Source organism: Pseudomonas ekonensis, assembly GCF_019145435.1.
Lineage (GTDB): Bacteria > Pseudomonadota > Gammaproteobacteria > Pseudomonadales > Pseudomonadaceae > Aquipseudomonas > Aquipseudomonas ekonensis.
The window spans coordinates 2,235,529-2,254,393 of sequence record NZ_JAHSTS010000002.1 but is presented as its reverse complement, the minus strand read 5'-3'; the positions used below and the strand labels follow the sequence as shown (position 1 = coordinate 2,254,393).

Sequence of the window (18,865 nt, the reverse complement as noted above, 5' to 3'; positions counted from 1 at the left end):
GATCTCGCCAAACCAGCCGAGCGGGTGCCGTTGTATGAATGCAGCAGACCGCTACCGTCGCGGCGACATTTCCGGTCTCAATAAATGTGCCGATACGCCCCCACATCCAGCAGGCTGGTCGCCAGCCCGCTTTGCGGCGCATAGATCCCGCCCTTCACCGCCGAGAACCTGACTCCGTTGCTGCCGAGCGAGACCTGGCGCTCGCCTTCGTCCAGTTCGGTGAACCAGGTGTAGGAGCACTTCTCCATGAGCTTGTATTTCGCGGCGTCACGCAGCATCGCGTCGGTATGGGTCTTGATGTCCGCGTCGTTCAGCTTGAGCGTCTTGGCCAGCGGGGTGCCCCAGCGTTGCAGGCAGGTCTCGACGAAATGGCGCACGATGCGGCCGGGTTCGGCCAGCGCCTTGGGGCCGCTGACGCCGTCGGCGGACGCGTTGCCGACCAGGGTGGCGTGGCGGCCGGGCATCGGAAAGACATGGGTGCGGGTGCCGACGGCGGTTTGCGGGATCACGCAACTGAAGCCTTTGGAGCGTTCGTCCCGGGCATAGAACCCGACATACTCTTTCACGTTGCGGTTGAGCTTGACCCGGTGTTCCTGGAAGTTGCCGATCCCCGGCACCGGATCAATGGCGAAGATGTTCACCGGAATGTGGGCAAGTTGCGCATCGTTGTACATCGCATTGGCCAGCATATGGCAACTGATGCCTCCCCGGCTCCAGCCCACGAGATTGACCTGGGTGGGAATGACGCCGTCCTTGCGGAAGGTCTTGATGATCTGTTCCTGAAGGGCCTGTTGGGTGATGCTGCGTTCGCCGTAGTTGTACTTTCGCCAGAACCAGGATCCTTCGGCCTTCACGTCTTCGATAGGAATGCCCGCCGCCTTGAGGCGGGTGTACTCGGCCTCTGTCAGGCGCAGGCGCTGCCAGGTGCATTTGCCCTTGATGATGTTGACCGCATGCTGGACGTTCTCCTCCCAGCCTTTGCCGAACAGCGTGCCGCTGAGCCCGTAGTCCTTGTTCTGCACAAACAGTTCGTCGGCCTGCAGGTTGCCGGTGCCGGGGCCGTCGACCACGATCCACTCGGCGAACTCGCGGCCGGTGTGTCGGGCGGCGAGGGAAGACACCAGTTCGCCGTCCCAATAGTTGGCATGGGTCGTGTCGAACTTGGTCGAGCCGGTGCCGCAGAAGAAAATGGTCAAAGTTGTCATGATGTTGCTCTTGAATAATGTAAGAGCAAACAGGCTAGTTGTCGTCGTTGTGCAGCTGAAGCAATGGATTATTGCTGGATTTGTTTAGTTTATTAATTTAGCCGGTGTGACTTAGTTGCTGTTTCGCGACTTCAAGAAGTTCACAGCCGTCTTGGGTCAACAAATAAAGGGCATTGACGATGTTGGGGATGTCTTTGACATCCGCCTGCTTGAAACACATGCAGTAAAGGGTTTCCAGCAGATCGCTGGCGGCGCGGATGCGCTGTTGCGCCGCATCGAGCAGATCGCCGTGACGGGCTTCGGTGTCGATGACCAGTGTCGGGCTGTCGTTGTAACTGGTCTTGAGGGGACGATAGCGGTCGGGCATCGGGTTGAACGTGTTCATGGCTCGGAGGTGTCCTGTACGAAGTCACGCTGCAGTTGCGCCGGTCACTATAGGAGTGCACGTGAAGGTGGGACAAGACAGCCGCAATGGACAGGCTTTGTAAGGGTTTTACCGGCGATTGGGGATTTGCCCTACGCGCTTTCGCCGTGTTTTCAGGGCGAAACCCTTAGCGGTCAATTTTCCTACCCGATTCTCAGGCGATTCTTGTGAAACCTCTGTATGGTGCGCGCCAGAATCCGTAGGGCGTTTCAGTGCGTCCGATACACGCTTGAAGGGAATTGGGTATGCAGTGGCTAAGAATGGCCTCGATCTTGTTGTTGTGGGTGGGCGCTTGCCGCCCGGGCATCGCTTCCGATGCGGGCAATGCGCTGGTGCTGACGAATCTTGAGCGCAGCGGCTGGCCGGACGCGCTGACCAGCCAGGCGAGCGTCGATACGGCCTCCCGTGCCGAAGTGCTGATGTTCGCCAAGGCGCTGCTGGCCAGCGAAGCGCTGGACGAGCAGGGGCTGAGGCGGCGCCTGGAGGTGCCGCAGGTGCGGCTGGAGTCGATCCGCCGGGTGCGAGACGGCCTGTGGGAAGGTTTGTTGGGCACTTACCGCAACGCCAGCCAGAACTGCGACGGACAAGCGTTCTGCCCGCGGGTGCGCAACGTCGCCGACCTGCGCCAGTTGGCGGCGGCGTTCACCGGCGATATCAGCCCCGCCCACGCGCTGTGGGCCAGCCGCAGTCAAGGCCTGCATGAGCAGGCGGTGAACGAGCAACTGCGGGTGGCCTCTCTGCAGCCCTGAAGTGCGGCGGGCTCTACGCCATGCTGGCGGTGCCGGGCTGCGCGATCCCGGCCTGGGGCTGGAAGTCTTCGGGAACCGGCACGCAGCCGGTCAGCAGCGGCGGTGCGAGGAGCAAGGCGAGGGTCAAGGTCAGTCTGTGCAGCATGGGCGATTCCTTTGCGGATGACGTGCGCACATCCGCCGTCATGGCGCGATGCAGGTAAACGCAGGTCAATGAACGGCCACCCTAGCCTCCGGCCGGCGCGTCGGCGACCGGTAAAGTGTGTCTTTTGATGCACGCGCCGAGGCCCTCTGCGAGGCTGTATCATTCCGTATCGATTTGCCCCCGACCTTCCCTCGACGCGCTGCGGTCGTCCGCTAGGCTGTGGTCACGTCAGCGGTCAAGGAGCGACAGCCCATGCACGACACCCTGAAGCGGGTCTTCGGTTATCCACAGTTTCGTCCCGGCCAGGAGGCCACGGTCGGCGCGGTGCTGGCCGGGCGCTCGGCGGCGGCGATCTTCCCCACCGGCTCCGGCAAGTCCCTGTGCTACCAGTTGCCGGCGTTGCTGCTGCCGCACCTGACCCTGGTGATTTCTCCGTTGCTGGCGCTGATGCAGGATCAGTTGGCGTTCCTTGCGCGCCTCGGCATTGCGGCAGGCAGCATCGACTCGGCGCAAAGCCGCGACGAGGCCAATGCCGTGATGGCCCGTGCCCGCTCCGGCGAACTGAAGATCCTGATGGTCTCCGTGGAGCGCCTGAAGAACGAGCGTTTCCGCCATTTCCTCCAGCAGGTGCCGATCTCGTTGCTGGTGGTGGACGAGGCCCATTGCATCTCGGAGTGGGGCCACAACTTCCGTCCCGACTACCTCAAGCTGCCGGACTACCAGCGCCGGTTCGGCATTGCGCAGGCCTTGCTGCTGACCGCCACGGCGACGCCGCAGGTCATCGCCGACATGCAGGCCCGGTTCGCCATCGCCGCCGGGGATGTGGTGACCACCGGCTTCTACCGGCCCAACCTCGACCTGCGGGTGGAACCGGTGCAGGGCCAGGACAAGCGCCGCAGGCTGGTGGAGTGGCTGGGCGAGCGTGCGGGCCGGCCGGGCATCGTCTACGTCACCCTGCAAAAGACCGCCGAGCAGATCGCCGAGCACCTGGAGCGTCACGGCATTCCCGCCGAGGCCTATCACGCCGGGTTGCCGGGCGACCGGCGGGAGGCGGTGCAGAAGCGCTTCATGGCCGGGCAGACCAACTGCATCGTCGCCACCATCGCGTTCGGCATGGGCATCGACAAGCGGGACATCCGCCACGTGGTGCATTTCGACCTGCCCAAATCCATCGAGAACTACAGCCAGGAAATCGGACGCGCGGGGCGTGACGGGCAACGCTCGGAGTGCCTGGTGCTGGCCAACCGCGACAGCCTGAACGTGCTGGAGAACTTCGTGTACGGCGACACGCCGGAACAGGACGGCATCCGTTGCGTGCTGGACGAAGTGCTGGCGGCCGGGCAAGGCCAGTGGGAGTTCATGCAAGGCCCGCTGGCGGACCGGAGCAACATCCGCGCGCTGCCGCTCAAGACGCTGTTGGTGCAATTGGAACTGAAGGGGCTGATTGCGCCGCGCTACGCCTATTACGCCGAGTACCGCTTCAAGTACCTGCTGGAGCCGGAGGCGTTGCTGGAGCGTTTCGACGGCGAGCGCCGGGCCTTCGTCGCAGCGCTCATCCAGGCCTCGCCCCGCGCGCGCACCTGGGCCACGGTGGATTTCCACGCCTTGTCCCGACAGTACGGCGCCGAGCGGGGCCGGGTGGTGAAGGCGCTGGACCACTTTCAGGAAAAGTGCTGGATCGAGCTGGAAAGCAAGCAGATGACCGAGGTCTACGGCGTGCTGGACAGCGGCTTCGACAGCCAGGCCTTGAGCCGCGAGTTGCATGGGCATTTCTCCCGCCACGAGAGTGCCGAGGTGGCGCGGATACACGCCATGCTCGACCTGTTCGCCTCGGATCGCTGCCTGGGGCGCCGATTGGCCGAACACTTCGGCGACCATGATGCGCCGGTGCAGTGCGGGCACTGTTCGGTATGCGACGGCGAGGTCGCGCGGCTGCCCGCGCCGCCCGAGTTGCCGGCGCTTGTGGATAAGTCCTTCGCGGCATTGTGCGAGGCTTTTATCCACAGGCACGGACAGCACACGGGCAACCCACCTTCGGCGCAACGGCTGACCCGGTTCCTCTGCGGCATCGGCGCGCCGTTGTTCACCCGTCTCAAGGCGCGGACGATTGCCGGCCATGGGACGCTGGAAGCCTATCCCTATGCCGAGGTGCGCGCCTGGGTGGAGCGGCACCTGGCCGGCGGATCCGACGCTGCGGTGATCGCAGGTTCTGCATTCGCCCGTGATTCCTGTGGGAGCCGAGAATGTGGCGTGGCCGCATCCATCCGCTGAATGTCGATCATCACGGGAACGGGCTTCTAAAACGGCCATCGGTTGACTAGGGTGAAACCTGTCTTCGGGTCGCCAACAAGAGAACAACGATGAGCCAGACATCCTTCGAAATCCGCCAGGCCGCCGTGGTCGGCGCCGGCACCATGGGGCGCGGCATCGTCATGTGCCTGGCCAATGCCGGCGTGACGGTGCAGTGGGTCGACAACAATCCGCAGATGCTGGAGCAGGCGCTGGCCGCCGTAGCCGACACCTACGCCCACAACGTGCGCCAAGGGCGCATCGAGCAGGCCGAGGCCGACGTGCGCCTCGCCCGCATCACATCGGCGGCGGACTGCATCGCGATCCGCAATGTCGATCTGGTGATCGAAGCGGTGTACGAAAACCTGGAGCTCAAGCAGAAGCTCTTCCGCGAGCTCGACGGCCTGCTCAAGCCCGAGGCGCTGCTGGCCAGCAACACCTCGGCGCTGGACATCGATGCGATCGCCGCCGCGACGCGGCGGCCGGCCCAGGTGCTGGGCCTGCATTTCTTCAGCCCGGCGCACATCATGAAACTGCTGGAGATCGTGCGCGGCGCGCAGACCTCGCCTGCGGTGCTGGAGGCGGCGCTGGCGCTGGGCACGCGCATGGGCAAGGTGAGCGTGGTCTCGGGCAATTGCCACGGTTTCATCGGCAACCGCATGCTGCACCCTTATGTGCTTGAAGCCCGCAAAATGCTGCTGGAGGGCGCTTATCCACAGCAGGTCGACGCCGCCTTGCAGGGCTTCGGCTTCGCCATGGGGCCGTTTCGCATGTATGACGTGGTCGGCATCGACCTGGAATGGCGGGCCCGGGAACTGGCCGGCAAGGGGCAGGACGCCCCGGAGATCCAAGTGGACAACCGCTTGTGCGAACTCGGGCGGTTCGGCCAGAAATCCGGTAGCGGCTACTACCGTTATGAGCCGGGCAGCCGGCAGGCCGAACATGATCCCGAGGTGGATGCGCTGGTGCTGGAGGTCAGCGAACGGCTGGGCTTCCATCGTCGCGTGATCGGGCCTGAGGAAATTCTGGAGCGGTGCCTGCTGGCGCTGGTCAACGAGGGGGCGAAGATTCTTCAGGAAGGCATTGCCGGCTCCGCCCATGACATCGATCTGGTGTACCTGAACGGCTACGGTTTCCCGGCGGACAAGGGCGGGCCGATGGCCTGGGCAGATTCCCAAGGGCTGGCGGACATCCATCAGCGCTTGTTGGCCTTGGAGACCCGGCAGGGGGATCAGTGGAAGCCGGCGCGGTTGATCGGTGAGCTGGCGGCGCAGGGCAAGGGATTCGCCGATGACTGAGGCGCGAGCCTGCCGGCGATTGGAAGCGACACGGACTTGTCCTTAAACTCACCACCCGACTTCAGGAGGCGACACCGATGTCCAGTCCGATGCCGCAACGCAGCGACTACCCGCACTTCCAGCCGATCACCACCCGTTGGAACGACAACGACACCTACGGCCACATCAACAACGTCACCTACTACAGCTTCTTCGACACGGCGGTGAACACGTATCTGATCCATGTGGGCGGGCTGGATATCCATGAAGGGGAGGTCGTGGGGTTCGTGGTCAGTTCGTCGTGCGACTACTTCGCCTCGGTCGCGTTCCCGGACCTGATCGAAGTCGGTCTGCGGGTCGGCAAGCTGGGCAACAGTTCGGTGCAGTACGAACTGGCGGTGTTCAAGGCGGGCGAAAGCGAAGCCTGCGCCGCCGGGCGATTCGTCCATGTGTTCGTCGACCGGGCCAGCAACCGGCCAGTGCCGGTTCCGCCGCAGCTCCGTCAGGCACTGGAGTTCCTGGTGGTGTGACAGGCAAAAAAAAACGCAGCCTTCAGGCTGCGTTTTCTCTGTTCACCGGGCAACGGGGCGCTGACGCCTCAGTCGCGGTAGTAGCGGTGATGCTTGCGGTGGCCGTAGGCGTGGCCACGGCCAGGGTGATGGTCGCGGTAGTAGCGACGGTCATCATGACGGCGGTCGTAACGACGGTCTTCGTCATCGCTCTTGTTGCCCATGTAGTTGCCCAGCGCGCCGCCGGCGCCGCCGCCTGCCGCTGCGCCGATCAGGCTGCCGGTGGTGCCGCCCATGCTGCGGCCGACCACGTTGCCGCCGGCTGCGCCCAGCGCACCGCCGATGGCGGCTTCGCCGCGGCTGCGTTTGTCTGCGCCGACCGCACTGCCGCCCGCGCCGCCCAAGGCCGCGCCGATGGTGGAGCCGGTGCTGCCGCCCAAGGACTGGCCGACGACCGAACCAAGCACCCCGCCCAATGCGCCGCCCACGCCTGCTTCAGTGGTGCCTCCGGCAGAGGCGATGCCACTGACCAGGCCAAGGGACAACAAGAGAATCGAGGAGAACTTCATAGCGGAGCCTCAAAGGGATGACGGCGCGATCCTGAGGCTCTGGAATAGGCGTGACAATCGAAATCCGACGAGTAGCACGACTTGTGCACAATTCGCTAAGTTATTGTTTTTTGGGTGGAACTTAACCGATTTTCACCGGTCTTTAGCTACTTCGAAGAGGCCGCTTTCATGCAGAAGCGGCCTTTTTTGTGGGCGTTCGAAAATGCGCCGTGACGAGGGAGCCTGCTCCCGCCGGACCGCGCAGCGGCCCCCAAACGGGAGCCCTTCGGACTCCCGCGCAAGCGAGCTCCCTCGCCGCCGTCACGCAGACTTGGACAGGATCAGCCCGGTTTCGCTCGCGGCCTCCAGGCGGATCGCGATGAACTTCGAGGTCGGCGTATGGCTGCCGTCGCCGACGCTTTCCAGGGGCACCAGCGGGTTCACTTCCGGATAGTAGGCTGCCGCCTGCCCGGCGGGAATGTCGAACGCCAACAGGGTGAAGCCCTTCACCCGACGCTCGCGGCCATCCTCCCACAGCGACACGATGTCGGCCTTCTGGCCCGGCTTGAAGCCCAGGCGGATGATGTCGGCTTCGTTGGCGAACAGCACGTCGCGCTGGCCCTTCACGCCGCGGTAGCGGTCGTCGAGGCCGTAGATGGTGGTGTTGTACTGATCGTGGGAGCGCATCGACTGCAGGATCAGGTCCGGCAGTTGCCCCGTGGCGCGGGTGCGTTCGTGGATCAGGTCCTTGGGCAGGGCGTTGGCCTTGAAGTTGGCCCGGCCCGAGGCCGTGTTCCACTTGCGTGCGCCGGCGGTGTTGCCGAGGTAGAAGCCGCCCGGGTTCTTGACCTTCTCGTTGAAGTCCTTGAAGGCCGGAATGGTGTCGGCGATCAGGTCGCGGATGCGCCGGTAGTCGGCCACCAGCCAGTTCCAGTCCACAGGCTTGCTGCCCAGGGTCGCGGCGGCGATGCCGGCGATGATCGACGGTTCCGAACGCATCTGGTTCGACAGCGGCTGCAACTGGCCGTTGGAGGCGTGCACCATGCTGAAAGAGTCTTCCACGGTGACCGCTTGCGGGCCTTCGCCCTGCAGGTCGATGTCGGTGCGGCCCAGGCACGGCAGGATCAGCGCATCCTTGCCGTGGGCCAGGTGGCTGCGGTTGAGCTTGGTGCTGATCTGCACGGTCAGGTCGCAGTTGCGCAGGGCCTGGAAGGTGCGCGGGCTGTCCGGGGTGGCCTGGGCGAAGTTGCCGCCCAGACCGATGAACACCTTGGCGCGCCCTTCGGCCATGGCGTGAATCGCCTCGACCACGTTGTGACCGTTGTGGCGCGGCACCTTGAACTGGAAGCGTCGCTCCAGGGCGTCGAGGAACGCCGCCGGCGGACGCTCGTTGATGCCCATGGTGCGGTCGCCCTGCACGTTGCTGTGGCCGCGCACCGGGCACAGGCCGGCGCCGGGCCTGCCGATGTTGCCGCGCAGCAGCATCAGGTTGGCGATTTCCTGGATGGTCGGCACCGAGTGGCGGTGCTGGGTGATGCCCATCGCCCAGCACATGATCACGCTCTTGCCCTTGGCGTACATCCGCGCGGCCTGTTCGATCTCCACCAGGGTCAGGCCCGATTGCGCAACGATCTGTTCCCACGGCGTGTCGTCGACGACGGCGAGGTAGTCCAGCACGTTGACGCTGTGTTCATTGAGGAAGCCGTGGTCGAACACGGCGGGCGAGCCGGCCTTCTGCGCATCGCGCTCCCATTGCAGAAGGAACTTGGCCATGCCGCGCAGCACCGCCATGTCCCCGCCCAGGGCCGGACGGAAATACGCAGTGTTGGTGGGCTTGTCGCCGTTGGTCAGCATTTCCAGCGGATGCTGCGGGTGCTGGAAGCGCTCCAGTCCGCGTTCCTTCAACGGGTTGATGCACACCACCTGGGCGCCGCGCTTGACCGCCTCGCGCAGCGGTTCGAGCATCCGCGGGTGGTTGGTGCCGGGGTTCTGGCCCCAGACGAAAATCGCGTCGGCGTGCTCGAAGTCATCGAAGGTCACGGTGCCCTTGCCGACGCCGACACTCTGCGCCAGCGCCACGCCGCTGGCCTCGTGGCACATGTTCGAGCAGTCGGGGAAGTTGTTGGTGCCGTAGGCGCGCACGAACAGCTGATAGAGGTACGCCGCTTCGTTGCTGGCCCGGCCGGAGGTGTAGAACTCGGCCTGGTCCGGGCTCGACAGGGCTTGCAGGTGCTTGCCGATCAGCGCGAAGGCGTCGTCCCAGGCGATGGCCTTGTAGCGGTCGGTTTCGGCGTCGTAGACCAGAGGCTCGGTCAGGCGGCCCTGGTACTCCAGCCAATAGTCGCTTTGCTCCAGCAGCGCGGTGACGCTGTGCTTGGCGAAGAACTTCGCGTCCACCCGGCGCTTGGTCGCTTCCCAGTTCACGGCCTTGGCGCCGTTCTCGCAGAACTTCACCATCCCGCTTTCCGGCGAATCGCCCCAGGCGCAGCCGGGGCAGTCGAAGCCGCCGTTCTGGTTGGTCTTGAGCATCATGCGCAGGTTCTTCAGCGCGTTGTCGCTGGTCAGCCAGGCCTGGGCCACGCTGATCAGGGCGCCCCATCCGCCGGCCGGGCCTTTGTACGGCTTGTAGCGCGGGACGGGTTTCTGGTCGGCTTGATGATGTTGGCTCACAGGTGTTTCTCCCTTTCTGGGCTGTACACCCGCGGCGCGTTCTTCTGCGGCAGGTGGATGAGATTGAGGTTGTGGCGGCGGGCCCACTGCACCGCAAGGCCGGTGGGCGCCGACAGGCTGACGAGGGTCTGGATGCCGGCCCGCAGGACTTTCTGGATCAGTTCGAGGCTGCAGCGGCTGGTGACGATCGCCGCGCCGCCGGCTGTGGGTATCTTTTGCCGCACCAGGCCGCCGATCAGTTTGTCGAGGGCGTTGTGCCGGCCGATGTCTTCACGGCCCAGCAGCAACTCGCCGTTGGCGTTCATGAACACCGCCGCATGCACGGCGCCGCAGTGCTGGCCCAGCGGCTGGAACTCGCTGATGCGCTGGCGCAGGCCGTCGAGCCATTGCGGCGGCGGCAAGGGCGCGCCGGGCAGCACGGCGAGTTCGGGCAGCGCCTGTTCCACCGCTTCCACGCCGCACAACCCGCAGCCGCTGGTGCCGGCCAGTTGCCGACGCTGTTGCTTGAGGTTCCAGAAGGCGCGGTTGGCGATGGTCACCTGCGCGTACTGCGCCTGGCCGGAGCCGGTCAGTTGCAGGTCATAGATGTCGGCGGCGTCTTCGATGATGCCGCTGCCCAGGCTGAAGCCGACGATGAAGTCTTCCAGGTCGGTCGGGCTCACCAGCATCACGGCCTGGCTGATGCCGTTGTAGGCGATCGCCAAGGCGACTTCCTCGGCCAGGGCGGTGTCGGCCGATTCGCTCAGGGGAAGGTCGCAGTAGCTGTAGGTGCGGCTTGCGGCGGGCGCGCCCGTTTCGACAGCAGGCGCCGCGCAGGCAGGGCGCTTGGCGTTCATGGCATCACCGACGGATTGATCAACGTTAAGCCTAGGCGCGTCAAGTTGTCGCGTCTAATCGCTAGTGTCGATCTTCCGATAGATGCCGTCGATCAAGCGGCCGCCGGCGATTTCCGGTACAGCGCGAAACAGGCCTCGGCCAACGCCGAACGGGGTGCCCCACGCCGCATGATCAGGCCTAGCGGCGCGAGGGTGCGGGCGTTTTCGATCGGTTGCAGGCGCAGGTGATCGGTGAGGTTTTCCAGGCCGCCGTCCAGCGGCATCACGGCGCAGCACAGGCCGCCGTGCACGGCTTGCAGCAATTGATGGACGGCGTCGGTCTGCAGCAAGGGCTGCGGGGTCAGGCCGCGGCTGTGGAAGTTGTGGTCGATGGACTGGCGAAAATGCATGCCGCTGGTGAGCATGCCCAGCGGCAGTTCGATCAGCGACTCCCAGCTCAGCGGCGCCTCGCCGAAGGTGAAGAAGCGCTGATCGTAGAGCAGGCCCATGCGGGTCTCGCTCAGTTCGAGGGACTCGAAGCGCTCGCTGTCCAGGCGGTCCAGGTAGGACACGCCTAGGTCGATGCGGTTGTTGGCCAGGTGTTCGAGGATCTGCTCGGAACTGAGCGACGACAGCTCGAAGCGCAGGTTCGGGTGCTGCCCGTGCAGGCGGCGCATCAACGGCACGGCGTCGAAACTCGACAACGGCACGACCCCCAGCCGCAATGTGCCGATCAGGTTGCCGCGGCAAGCCGCCGCTTCGGCCTGCAGGCCGTCGTAGGCCGCCAGCACCGTGCGCGCCCAGGCCAGCACCCGCTCTCCCGGCGCCGTGAAGCCTTCGAAGCGCTGGCCACGGTTGACCAGCGGCAGGTCCAGCTCGTCCTCAAGGCTGCGCAGGCGCATCGACAGCGTCGGCTGGGTGACGTGGCAACGGGCCGCAGCCTGGCCGAAGTGGCGGGTCTCGTCGAGGGCGATGAGGAATTTCAGCTGCTTGATGTCCATCTTCGCTCCGTGGCGCGGCTTTGGGGGTGGGCGATTCTAACGCCTGCGCGGGGGCAGGGTCATTGGTCGGGCCGGAACCGGCTCCGCGCGCGGTGGTCTAGGCTTTGTCGACTGACCCTTGATTCCATGGAGAGAACACGATGAGCATTTTCAGTTTTGTGAAAGAGGCGGGCGAGAAACTGATCGACCTGCTGACGCCGGGCAACGCCAACGCCAGCGATCAGCTGAAGGATCACATCAGCAAGGTCGGCCTGGGCAACCCGAACGTCCAGGCGACCGTGGACGGCGACAAGGTCACCGTCACCGGTGAGGTGGGGAGCCAGGAGGAGAAGGAAAAGATCCTGTTGGCCCTGGGCAACATCGCCGGGGTCGGCAGCGTGGACGACCAGATCACCGTGACCGGGCCGGTCGCCTCGGCCGCGCGTTTCGTCACGGTGAAGAAGGGCGACACCCTCAGCGCGATCTCCAAGGCCGAGTACGGCGACGCCAACAAATACAACAAGATCTTCGAGGCCAACAAGCCGATGCTGTCGCATCCGGACAAGATCTATCCGGGCCAGGTGCTGCGCATCCCCGAATGACCTTGTGGCGAGGGAGCGTGCTCCCTCGCCAGTCGGGCCTCCTACAGGCCCGCAATCAGATCCCGGTAATCCCCCACCGCCGCAAACTCCGCCGTGTCCTTCGGCCCTTTGCGGCTGTCCGGCTCCTTCACCGCCAGCAGATGCGCCACGCCGAAATCCCGGGCGCTGCGCAGGATCGGCAAGGTGTCGTCGATGAACAGGCTGCGCGCCGGGTCGAACCGCAGGTCCGCCCGCAACGCGTCCCAGAACTGCGGGCTCTCCTTGGGGAAACCGTAGTCATGTGAACTGATGAGCCGCTCGAAATACGGCGCCAGTTCGACCCGCTCCAGTTTCAGCGACAGCGAATCGCGGTGTGCGTTGGTGATCATCACCACCCGCTTGCCGGCCTGCCTGATCGCCGCCAGGAAGGTGCCGGCGTCCGGGCGCAGGGCGATGAGGTGGGCGGTCTCAAGCTTCAGTTCGCGCACCGACAGCTTCAGCTCGGCGCTCCAGAAGTCCAGGCAGTACCACTGCAGCTTGCCCGCGTTGCGTTCGAACAGCGGCGTCAGTTCCAGCTGCGCCATGGCCAGGCTCATGCCGTGCAGTTCGGCGTAGCGCCGGGGCAGGTGCTCCAGCCAGAAATGGTTGTCGAAGTGCAGATCCAGCAGCGTGCCGTCCATGTCCAGCAGAACGGTATCGATGTCGGACCACGGTAATGAAGGCATGGCAACGTCTCGGGCGGTAGAAAGATATCCGACGCAAACAATCGGAAAAGCCGCGTTATAGTAGCGCGTTCACCCAAGGAGCTTCGCATGCGCCAGAAACCCACCGTCCTCGCCCGCGAGATTGTCGCCACCAGCCGGCTGTTCTGCGTCGAAGAGCTGAAGCTGCGTTTTGCCAACGGCGCGGAGCGCACCTACGAGCGCCTGGTCGGCAAGGGGGCCGGGTACGGTGCCGTGATGATCGTGGCGATGCTCGATGCCGAGCACGCGGTGCTGGTCGAGGAATACTGCGGCGGCACCGACGAATACGAGCTGTCGCTGCCCAAGGGCCTGATCGAGCCCGGCGAGGATGTGCTGGCGGCGGCCGAGCGTGAGCTCAAGGAAGAGGCCGGCTACGGCGCGCGGCAGCTGGAACACCTGACCGAACTGTCGCTGTCTCCGGGCTACATGAGCCAGAAGATTCAGGTGGTGCTGGCCACCGATCTGTACGAGGAGCGCCTGGAAGGCGACGAACCTGAGCCGATGCGCGTTGACAAGGTCAACCTGCGCGAGCTGGCGGCCTTGGCGCAGACCCCGAACTTTTCCGAAGGCCGCGCGCTGGCGGCCCTGTACCTGACCCGTGATCTGCTGACCCAGCGCGGGTTCTTCAAGCCATGAGTGAGAGCCCGATGAATTTTCCCCATCCGATGATGGCGCCGGTGATTGAACTGGCCTTGCGCGCAGGCGAGGCGATCCTGCCGTTCTGGCGCGCCGGGGTGGCAGTCACCGCCAAGTCCGACGATTCGCCGGTGACCGCCGCCGATCTGGCGGCGCACCATGTGATCGCGGCCGGCCTGGCGGCGTTGGCGCCGGACATTCCGGTGCTGTCCGAAGAGGACGCCGACATCCCCCAGGCCGTGCGTGCCGGGTGGCAGCGCTGGTGGCTGGTGGATCCGCTGGACGGCACCAAGGAGTTCATCAGCGGCAGCGAGGAGTTCACCGTCAACATCGCCCTGGTCGAGAACGGCCGAGTGGTGTTCGGTGTGGTGTCGATGCCGACCAGCGGGCGCTATTACGTCGGCGGCGCCAGGCTCGGTGCCTGGCGCGGCGACACGGGCGGCACGCCGCAGGCGATCCGCGTGCGTGATGTGCCGGGGCCGGGCGAGGCGTTCACCGTGGTCGCCAGCCGCCGGCATTCCAGCCCTGAGCAGGAGCGGCTGTTGAACGGCTTGAGCGCCAGCCTCGGCGAGCTGCAACTGGCGAACATCGGCAGTTCGCTGAAGTTCTGTCTGCTGGCCGAAGGGGCGGCGGACTGCTACCCGCGCCTGGCGCCGACCTCGCAGTGGGACACGGCGGCGGCGCAAGGCGTGCTGGAAGGCGCCGGCGGCGAGGTGCTGGACCTGAACGGCGAGGCGTTCAGCTACCCGGCGCGGGAGTCGTTGCTCAACGGGTTCTTCCTGGCGTTGCCGGCGAAGGCGGCGTGGCGCCCGAAACTGCTGGAGCTGGCCCGTGCCTGACGCCGTCAGCGGTGCAGGACGTATTGGCCGGTGAAGGTCACCGCGTCCTCATCGCTCCCGGCGTTGACGACCCGCGTATGCAGCGTCAGCCGCGCCCGCCCGTAACGCCGGTACATCGCCAGGAATTTCTTCCATACCTCCGCCTTCGGCTCCGGGCAAACGGCGACGGCATCGCCGGTCACCGGCAGGGGATACAGGATCTGCCCCTCCTGGATCACGATGTGGCCGTCGGCGATGCCTTCTTCTTTCAGGCGCAGGTGCAGCCAGCCCCAGCCGGCCAGCACCGCGCCGCAATACAGGCTGCCGCCGAACATGGTGCTCTTGTGGTTGACGTTGGCCTCCAGCGGCAGGTGCAGGCGCAGTTGCCGTTCTTGCCAGTCGAGCACCTTGAGGCCCATGTCCCGGGTCAGCGGGATGTCGTGGTGGAGGACGGATTCCAGGTAAAGGCTGTCGCGGCTCATGTCCGGTCCTCTTGGGGCAACGGGTTTGCGTAGGGGCGAATCATTCGTTTTCCTCGGACTGGCCGGCGCCGTCGGCGAAGTTCAGGCCGTGCTTGCGCAGTTTGTCGTGGAGGGTCTTGCGCGGAATGCCCAGCGCTTCGGCGAGGCTGCGCACCGAGCTGTGGGAGCGCGCCAGTTCGGCGGCGATCAGCGACTTCTCGAAGTTTTCCACTTGCTCGCTGAGGCCGGCGCCCACGGCGCCTGCGGCCGTCTGGCCCTGGCCGCCGCTTTCGCTGTTGTCCAGCGCCAGTTCCAGCCCGAGGGCGAAGCGCTCCGCCGCGTTCTGCAGTTCGCGCACATTGCCCGGCCACGGGTGGCGCAGCAGCAGGGCGCGCTGGGCCGGTTGCAGTTCGTGGGAGGGCAGGCCATGGCGGGCGCTGGCCTCGTCGGCGTAGTGCTGGAACAGCACCAGCACGTCTTCGCCCCGTTCGCGCAGCGGCGGGATGCGCAGCGGAGCGACGTTGAGGCGGTAGTAGAGGTCGGCGCGAAAACGCCCCTGATCGGCGGCCTGGCGCAGATCCTCTTTGGTCGCGGCGATGACGCGGATGTCCAGCGGGATCAATTGATTGCCGCCCAGCCGTTCGACCACCCGCTCCTGCAGCATGCGCAGCAGCTTGACCTGCACGTCCAGGCTCATGCTTTCGATTTCGTCGAGGAACAGCGTGCCGCCGTTGGCGAACTCGAACTTGCCGATCCGGCGCTTCTGCGCACCGGTGAAGGCGCCGGGCTCATGGCCGAACAGTTCGCTTTCCACCACCGACTCGGCCAGGGCGCCGGCGTTGATCGCCACGAACGGGCCGTTGCGCCGGCTCGACAGGTCGTGCAGGGCGCGGGCGACGACTTCCTTGCCGGCGCCGGTCTCGCCGAGGATCAGCACGTCGGCCTTGGTCGCGGCCAGTGCGCCGATCTGTTCGCGCAGGCGCAGCATGGGCGCCGAGTGCCCGACCAGCCTGGCGCTCAGCTCGTTGCGGTCGCTCAGCGCCAGGCGCAGGCTGCGGTTGTCCAGCACCAGCCGGCGCAAGGCCAGGGCGCGGCGCACGCTGTCGAGCAGGGCATCGCTGGCGAAGGGCTTTTCCAGAAAGTCATAGGCGCCGGCGCGCATGGCCTGCACCGCCAGCGGCACGTCGCCGTGGCCGGTGATCAGCAGCACCGGCAGTTCCGGATCGAGGGCGTGCAGTTCGGTCAAAAGCTCCAGGCCGTCCATGCCGGGCATGCGGATGTCGCTGACCACCACCCCCGGCCAGTCGCGCTCCAGTTGCCCGGCCAGGCCGTTGGCCTGGGACAGCGACAGCACCTTCAGGCCGGCCAGGTCCAGGGTCTGGCCGAGGGCTTGGCGCAGGTGCGGATCGTCGTCGATCAGCAGCACCTGGATGCGGTTGTCGATGGTCATGCGCTTCGGTCCTCGGACGGTTGCAGGCTGACGCCGGGCGCTCCGGCGCGCAGCCGCAGGGTGATCAGGGCGCCGCCTTGCTTGTGGTTGGCGAACGACAGTTCGCCGCCGAAGGCGCGCATCAGGGTGTCGCAGATCGCCAGCCCCAAGCCAAGGCCCTGGGTGCGGGTCTTGGTGGTGTAGAAGGGCTCGCTGGCGCGGCCGAGGGCCTCCATGCAGAAGCCGGGGCCGTTGTCGCGGATGTACAGGTTGACGCCGTCGCCGGTGGATTCGGCACTCAGCCACAGTTTGCGCGGCGGGCCTTTCTCGGTCAGGGCGTCGAGGGCGTTGGCCAGCAGGTTGCCGAGCACCTGGCGCAGGCGGGTTTCGCCGGCCTCCACCCACAAGGTGGCGGCGGGCAGGTCGCGGATCAGTTCGACGTCCATGCTCCGCCGGCGCTTGGCCAGCAGCGCCAGGGCGTCGTCCAGCGCCGGTTGCAGGGCGACGCTCTCAGGGGCGTGGCGGTCGCGGCGGGCGAAGGCGCGCAGGTGGGCGATGATCGAGGCCATGCGCCCGGTCAGCTCGCTGATCAGTTTGAGGTTGCCGCGGGCGTCGTCGGTGCGCTGATGGTCGAGCAGCACCTCGGCGTTCTCGGCGTAGCTGCGGATCGCCGCCAGCGGCTGGTTGAGTTCGTGGCTGATGCTCGCCGACATGGTGCCCAGCGCCGAGAGCTTGCCGGCCTGCACCAGGTCGTCCTGGGCCCGCACCAGTTCCTGCTGGGCATGCTCGCGCTCCAGCACTTCCTGCTTCAGCCGGCGGTTGAGCCCTTCCAGGTCGCTGGTGCGCTCGGCGACCCGGCCTTCCAGCTCACGCCGGGCCTTGCCTTCGAAAGCGATCCGTTCCAGGTAGTGCCGGCGCCGCTGCATCATCAGCCCGAGCAGCAGCATCACCACCAGCAGCGTGGCGCCGCCGATCGCCACCACGGTGCGCACCGGGCGGTCGATCAGGGTGCGCGGGGCGAGGATGCTCACGCTCCAGCCGGTTTCGGTGATTTCCCGGGTCTGGGTCAGCCACGCCGTGGGGCTGAGGTTCAGCGGGCGCGGATCGCGGGTCGGGTAGGGCTGGATCGCGGTGATCGCCGTGCGCTCGCTGTCGCTCAAGGGCCGCGTCGAGCGGAAGCGCCATTCCGGGCGCGACGTGAGGATGACCACGCCGTTGTGGTCGGTCACCAGCAGTTGCTCGGGCGTCTTGCCCCACAGGCTTTCGGTGTGGTCCAGGTCGACCTTGATCACCAGCACGCCGATGGTCTTGTCGCCCGCGCGCACGGCGGCGGCGAAGAAGTAGCCGCGCTTGGCCGAGGTGGTGCCCAGGCCGAAGAAGCGCCCGAGGTGCCCGGCCATGGCTTCGCTGAAGTAGGGCCGGAAGGAGAAATTGCGCCCGACGAAACTGTCGTGCTTGTCCCAGTTCGACGCGGCCAGGGTCTTGCCGGAGGTGTCCATCAGGTACATGACCTCGGCGCCGGTCTGGGCGGCGATGTTCTTGAGCAGACGGTTGGCGTTGGCCTGGGTGTCGCCGTCGTCGGGGGCCGCGAGCATGGCGCGCAGGGCCGGCAGGTCGCCGAGGATCTGCGGCAGCACTTCGTAGCGGTGCAGGGTGCCCAGCAGGTTGGCGACGTACAGATCCAGCGTCTGGCGGTTCTGGCCGGCCAGTTCGCTGCGGTAGTAGCGCTCGGCCAGATGCTCCAGCGGCCACAGCAACGGGGCCAGGCACAGGGCCAGCAGGGCGAGGCTGCGCCAGCGGGGCCGGCGGGGTAGGGTCGGGGTCATGAGCATCGTGCGCCTGTGGGGACAGACGCATTATGCCTAGCCTTGCGGCGGCAGTCTGCGCACCGCTTGGCGGGGCACAGCGCCGCTGAAGATTCGCACGGCGAATCAGGAAAAGACGTCGGCGTCCTTGAAGGCGGTGCCTGCCCGGTCCTTGGCGGACAACTGAGGCGCTTCGTCCAGCTGCCAGTCGATGGCAAGGTCCGGGTCGTCCCAGCGGATGGTGCGTTCCGCCGCAGGCGTGTAGTAGTCGGTGGTCTTGTAGAGGAATTCGGCGAACTCGCTCAGCACCACGAAACCGTGGGCGAAACCTTCCGGGATCCAGAGCTGGCGGTGGTTGTCGGCGGACAGGCGCACCGCGACCCATTGGCCGAAGTGCGGCGAGCTGCGGCGGATGTCCACGGCGATGTCCAGCACTTCGCCGGCCGTGACGCGAACCAGCTTGCCCTGGGTGTTCTGCAACTGGTAGTGCAAGCCGCGCAGCACGCCTTTCTGCGAGCGGGAATGGTTGTCCTGGACGAACTGCACATCGAGGCCGGTGGCTTCCAGGAACGCCTTGCCGTTGAAGCTCTCGTAAAAGAAGCCGCGCTCGTCGCCAAACACCTTGGGTTCGATGATCAGGACACCGGGCAGGTCGGTGGGGATTACATTCATGGGGATTTTCGGTGGCCAATGTGAATGGTCGGTATTCTTGCGCAAAGTGCCGGCCTGCGCGAGTGTCGAAGCGGATGCAACGGTCAATCGACCTTGCCGACATCCCATC

General features: G+C 65.9%; 19 protein-coding genes. 7 read left to right on the top strand and 12 right to left on the bottom strand.

Annotated features, from left to right (window positions below):
- Positions 1-77: 77 nt before the first annotated feature.
- Complete coding sequence (locus KVG96_RS23225; RefSeq protein WP_217894107.1) at positions 78-1,205, bottom strand: hypothetical protein; 1,128 nt, start codon at positions 1,203-1,205, stop codon at positions 78-80.
- Between the two features lie 97 nt (positions 1,206-1,302).
- Positions 1,303-1,590 (bottom strand): hypothetical protein, encoded by a 288-nt coding sequence (locus KVG96_RS23220; protein WP_217894106.1) that lies wholly within the window; start codon positions 1,588-1,590, stop codon positions 1,303-1,305.
- Between the two features lie 284 nt (positions 1,591-1,874).
- Between KVG96_RS23220 and KVG96_RS23215 the strand changes: the two genes are divergently transcribed.
- Entirely contained in the window at positions 1,875-2,378 is a 504-nt protein-coding gene (locus tag KVG96_RS23215) for a polysaccharide deacetylase (RefSeq protein ID WP_217894105.1), read from the top strand.
- A gap of 13 nt (positions 2,379-2,391) precedes the next feature.
- Here KVG96_RS23215 and KVG96_RS27660 read toward each other — a convergent pair whose 3' ends face one another.
- Positions 2,392-2,523, bottom strand: a complete 132-nt coding sequence (locus KVG96_RS27660; RefSeq protein WP_264082386.1) for a hypothetical protein — start codon at positions 2,521-2,523, stop codon at positions 2,392-2,394.
- 252 nt (positions 2,524-2,775) lie between these two features.
- Here KVG96_RS27660 and KVG96_RS23210 point away from each other — a divergent pair, with 252 nt between their 5' ends.
- From KVG96_RS23210 to KVG96_RS23200, 3 genes are all read left to right on the top strand, one after another.
- Positions 2,776-4,794: a RecQ family ATP-dependent DNA helicase gene (locus KVG96_RS23210; RefSeq protein WP_217894104.1), complete on the top strand. Its 2,019-nt coding sequence runs from the start codon at positions 2,776-2,778 to the stop codon at positions 4,792-4,794.
- A gap of 89 nt (positions 4,795-4,883) precedes the next feature.
- A complete protein-coding gene (locus KVG96_RS23205; protein WP_217894103.1) occupies positions 4,884-6,110 on the top strand; it encodes a 3-hydroxyacyl-CoA dehydrogenase in 1,227 nt (408 codons plus the stop codon).
- Positions 6,111-6,187: 77 nt separating this feature from the next.
- The gene (locus KVG96_RS23200; protein ID WP_217894102.1) at positions 6,188-6,619 is read left to right on the top strand and encodes an acyl-CoA thioesterase; all 432 of its coding nucleotides are present in this window, start codon (positions 6,188-6,190) and stop codon (positions 6,617-6,619) included.
- A 68-nt stretch (positions 6,620-6,687) separates the two neighbouring features.
- Here the strand turns inward: KVG96_RS23200 and KVG96_RS23195 are convergent, their stop codons facing one another.
- The 4 genes from KVG96_RS23195 to KVG96_RS23180 all read right to left on the bottom strand — a co-directional run bounded on the left by KVG96_RS23195 (position 6,688) and on the right by KVG96_RS23180 (position 11,632).
- Complete coding sequence (locus tag KVG96_RS23195) at positions 6,688-7,167, bottom strand: glycine zipper domain-containing protein (RefSeq protein ID WP_217894101.1); 480 nt, start codon at positions 7,165-7,167, stop codon at positions 6,688-6,690.
- A 300-nt stretch (positions 7,168-7,467) separates the two neighbouring features.
- Positions 7,468-9,816: an FdhF/YdeP family oxidoreductase gene (locus KVG96_RS23190; protein WP_217894100.1), complete on the bottom strand. Its 2,349-nt coding sequence runs from the start codon at positions 9,814-9,816 to the stop codon at positions 7,468-7,470.
- Complete coding sequence (fdhD, locus tag KVG96_RS23185; RefSeq protein ID WP_217894099.1) at positions 9,813-10,652, bottom strand: formate dehydrogenase accessory sulfurtransferase FdhD; 840 nt, start codon at positions 10,650-10,652, stop codon at positions 9,813-9,815. Before fdhD ends, KVG96_RS23190 begins: the two co-directional genes overlap by 4 nt.
- A 92-nt stretch (positions 10,653-10,744) precedes the next feature.
- On the bottom strand, positions 10,745-11,632 hold the full coding sequence (locus KVG96_RS23180) for a LysR family transcriptional regulator (RefSeq protein ID WP_217894098.1): 888 nt from the start codon (positions 11,630-11,632) through the stop codon (positions 10,745-10,747).
- A 140-nt stretch (positions 11,633-11,772) separates the two neighbouring features.
- Here KVG96_RS23180 and lysM point away from each other — a divergent pair, with 140 nt between their 5' ends.
- The gene (gene lysM / locus KVG96_RS23175; RefSeq protein WP_217894097.1) at positions 11,773-12,213 is read left to right on the top strand and encodes a peptidoglycan-binding protein LysM; all 441 of its coding nucleotides are present in this window, start codon (positions 11,773-11,775) and stop codon (positions 12,211-12,213) included.
- A gap of 41 nt (positions 12,214-12,254) precedes the next feature.
- On the opposite strand, the gene yrfG is transcribed toward lysM, so the two are convergent.
- Positions 12,255-12,917 carry a GMP/IMP nucleotidase gene (yrfG, locus tag KVG96_RS23170; protein WP_217894096.1) on the bottom strand — a complete coding sequence of 221 codons (663 nt, stop codon included), beginning with the start codon at positions 12,915-12,917 and terminating at the stop codon, positions 12,255-12,257.
- An 87-nt stretch (positions 12,918-13,004) separates the two neighbouring features.
- Between yrfG and nudE the strand changes: the two genes are divergently transcribed.
- Both nudE and cysQ read left to right on the top strand, forming a co-directional pair.
- Positions 13,005-13,571, top strand: coding sequence for an ADP compounds hydrolase NudE (gene nudE, locus KVG96_RS23165; RefSeq protein WP_217894095.1), 567 nt, complete (start codon positions 13,005-13,007; stop codon positions 13,569-13,571).
- An 11-nt stretch (positions 13,572-13,582) separates the two neighbouring features.
- Entirely contained in the window at positions 13,583-14,410 is an 828-nt protein-coding gene (gene cysQ / locus KVG96_RS23160; RefSeq protein ID WP_217894094.1) for a 3'(2'),5'-bisphosphate nucleotidase CysQ, read from the top strand.
- Between the two features lie 5 nt (positions 14,411-14,415).
- Here cysQ and KVG96_RS23155 read toward each other — a convergent pair whose 3' ends face one another.
- The 4 genes from KVG96_RS23155 to rfbC all read right to left on the bottom strand — a co-directional run bounded on the left by KVG96_RS23155 (position 14,416) and on the right by rfbC (position 18,756).
- Complete coding sequence (locus KVG96_RS23155) at positions 14,416-14,871, bottom strand: YiiD C-terminal domain-containing protein (protein WP_217894093.1); 456 nt, start codon at positions 14,869-14,871, stop codon at positions 14,416-14,418.
- Between the two features lie 40 nt (positions 14,872-14,911).
- Entirely contained in the window at positions 14,912-16,300 is a 1,389-nt protein-coding gene (locus tag KVG96_RS23150) for a sigma-54-dependent transcriptional regulator (protein WP_217894092.1), read from the bottom strand.
- Positions 16,297-18,105 (bottom strand): sensor histidine kinase, encoded by a 1,809-nt coding sequence (locus KVG96_RS23145; protein WP_217894091.1) that lies wholly within the window; start codon positions 18,103-18,105, stop codon positions 16,297-16,299. Before KVG96_RS23145 ends, KVG96_RS23150 begins: the two co-directional genes overlap by 4 nt.
- A gap of 105 nt (positions 18,106-18,210) precedes the next feature.
- Entirely contained in the window at positions 18,211-18,756 is a 546-nt protein-coding gene (gene rfbC, locus KVG96_RS23140; RefSeq protein WP_217894090.1) for a dTDP-4-dehydrorhamnose 3,5-epimerase, read from the bottom strand.
- Positions 18,757-18,865 lie beyond the last annotated feature (109 nt).

Coding starts and splice junctions, on each gene's coding strand:
- KVG96_RS23225 (WP_217894107.1), bottom strand. CDS start 1,205: ATGACAACTTTGACCATTTTCTTCTGCGGCACCGGCTCGACCAAGTTC.
- KVG96_RS23220 (WP_217894106.1), bottom strand. CDS start 1,590: ATGAACACGTTCAACCCGATGCCCGACCGCTATCGTCCCCTCAAGACC.
- KVG96_RS23215 (WP_217894105.1), top strand. CDS start 1,875: ATGCAGTGGCTAAGAATGGCCTCGATCTTGTTGTTGTGGGTGGGCGCT.
- KVG96_RS27660 (WP_264082386.1), bottom strand. CDS start 2,523: ATGCTGCACAGACTGACCTTGACCCTCGCCTTGCTCCTCGCACCGCCG.
- KVG96_RS23210 (WP_217894104.1), top strand. CDS start 2,776: ATGCACGACACCCTGAAGCGGGTCTTCGGTTATCCACAGTTTCGTCCC.
- KVG96_RS23205 (WP_217894103.1), top strand. CDS start 4,884: ATGAGCCAGACATCCTTCGAAATCCGCCAGGCCGCCGTGGTCGGCGCC.
- KVG96_RS23200 (WP_217894102.1), top strand. CDS start 6,188: ATGTCCAGTCCGATGCCGCAACGCAGCGACTACCCGCACTTCCAGCCG.
- KVG96_RS23195 (WP_217894101.1), bottom strand. CDS start 7,167: ATGAAGTTCTCCTCGATTCTCTTGTTGTCCCTTGGCCTGGTCAGTGGC.
- fdhD (WP_217894099.1), bottom strand. CDS start 10,652: ATGAACGCCAAGCGCCCTGCCTGCGCGGCGCCTGCTGTCGAAACGGGC.
- KVG96_RS23180 (WP_217894098.1), bottom strand. CDS start 11,632: ATGGACATCAAGCAGCTGAAATTCCTCATCGCCCTCGACGAGACCCGC.
- lysM (WP_217894097.1), top strand. CDS start 11,773: ATGAGCATTTTCAGTTTTGTGAAAGAGGCGGGCGAGAAACTGATCGAC.
- yrfG (WP_217894096.1), bottom strand. CDS start 12,917: ATGCCTTCATTACCGTGGTCCGACATCGATACCGTTCTGCTGGACATG.
- nudE (WP_217894095.1), top strand. CDS start 13,005: ATGCGCCAGAAACCCACCGTCCTCGCCCGCGAGATTGTCGCCACCAGC.
- cysQ (WP_217894094.1), top strand. CDS start 13,583: ATGAATTTTCCCCATCCGATGATGGCGCCGGTGATTGAACTGGCCTTG.
- KVG96_RS23155 (WP_217894093.1), bottom strand. CDS start 14,871: ATGAGCCGCGACAGCCTTTACCTGGAATCCGTCCTCCACCACGACATC.
- KVG96_RS23150 (WP_217894092.1), bottom strand. CDS start 16,300: ATGACCATCGACAACCGCATCCAGGTGCTGCTGATCGACGACGATCCG.
- KVG96_RS23145 (WP_217894091.1), bottom strand. CDS start 18,105: ATGACCCCGACCCTACCCCGCCGGCCCCGCTGGCGCAGCCTCGCCCTG.
- rfbC (WP_217894090.1), bottom strand. CDS start 18,756: ATGAATGTAATCCCCACCGACCTGCCCGGTGTCCTGATCATCGAACCC.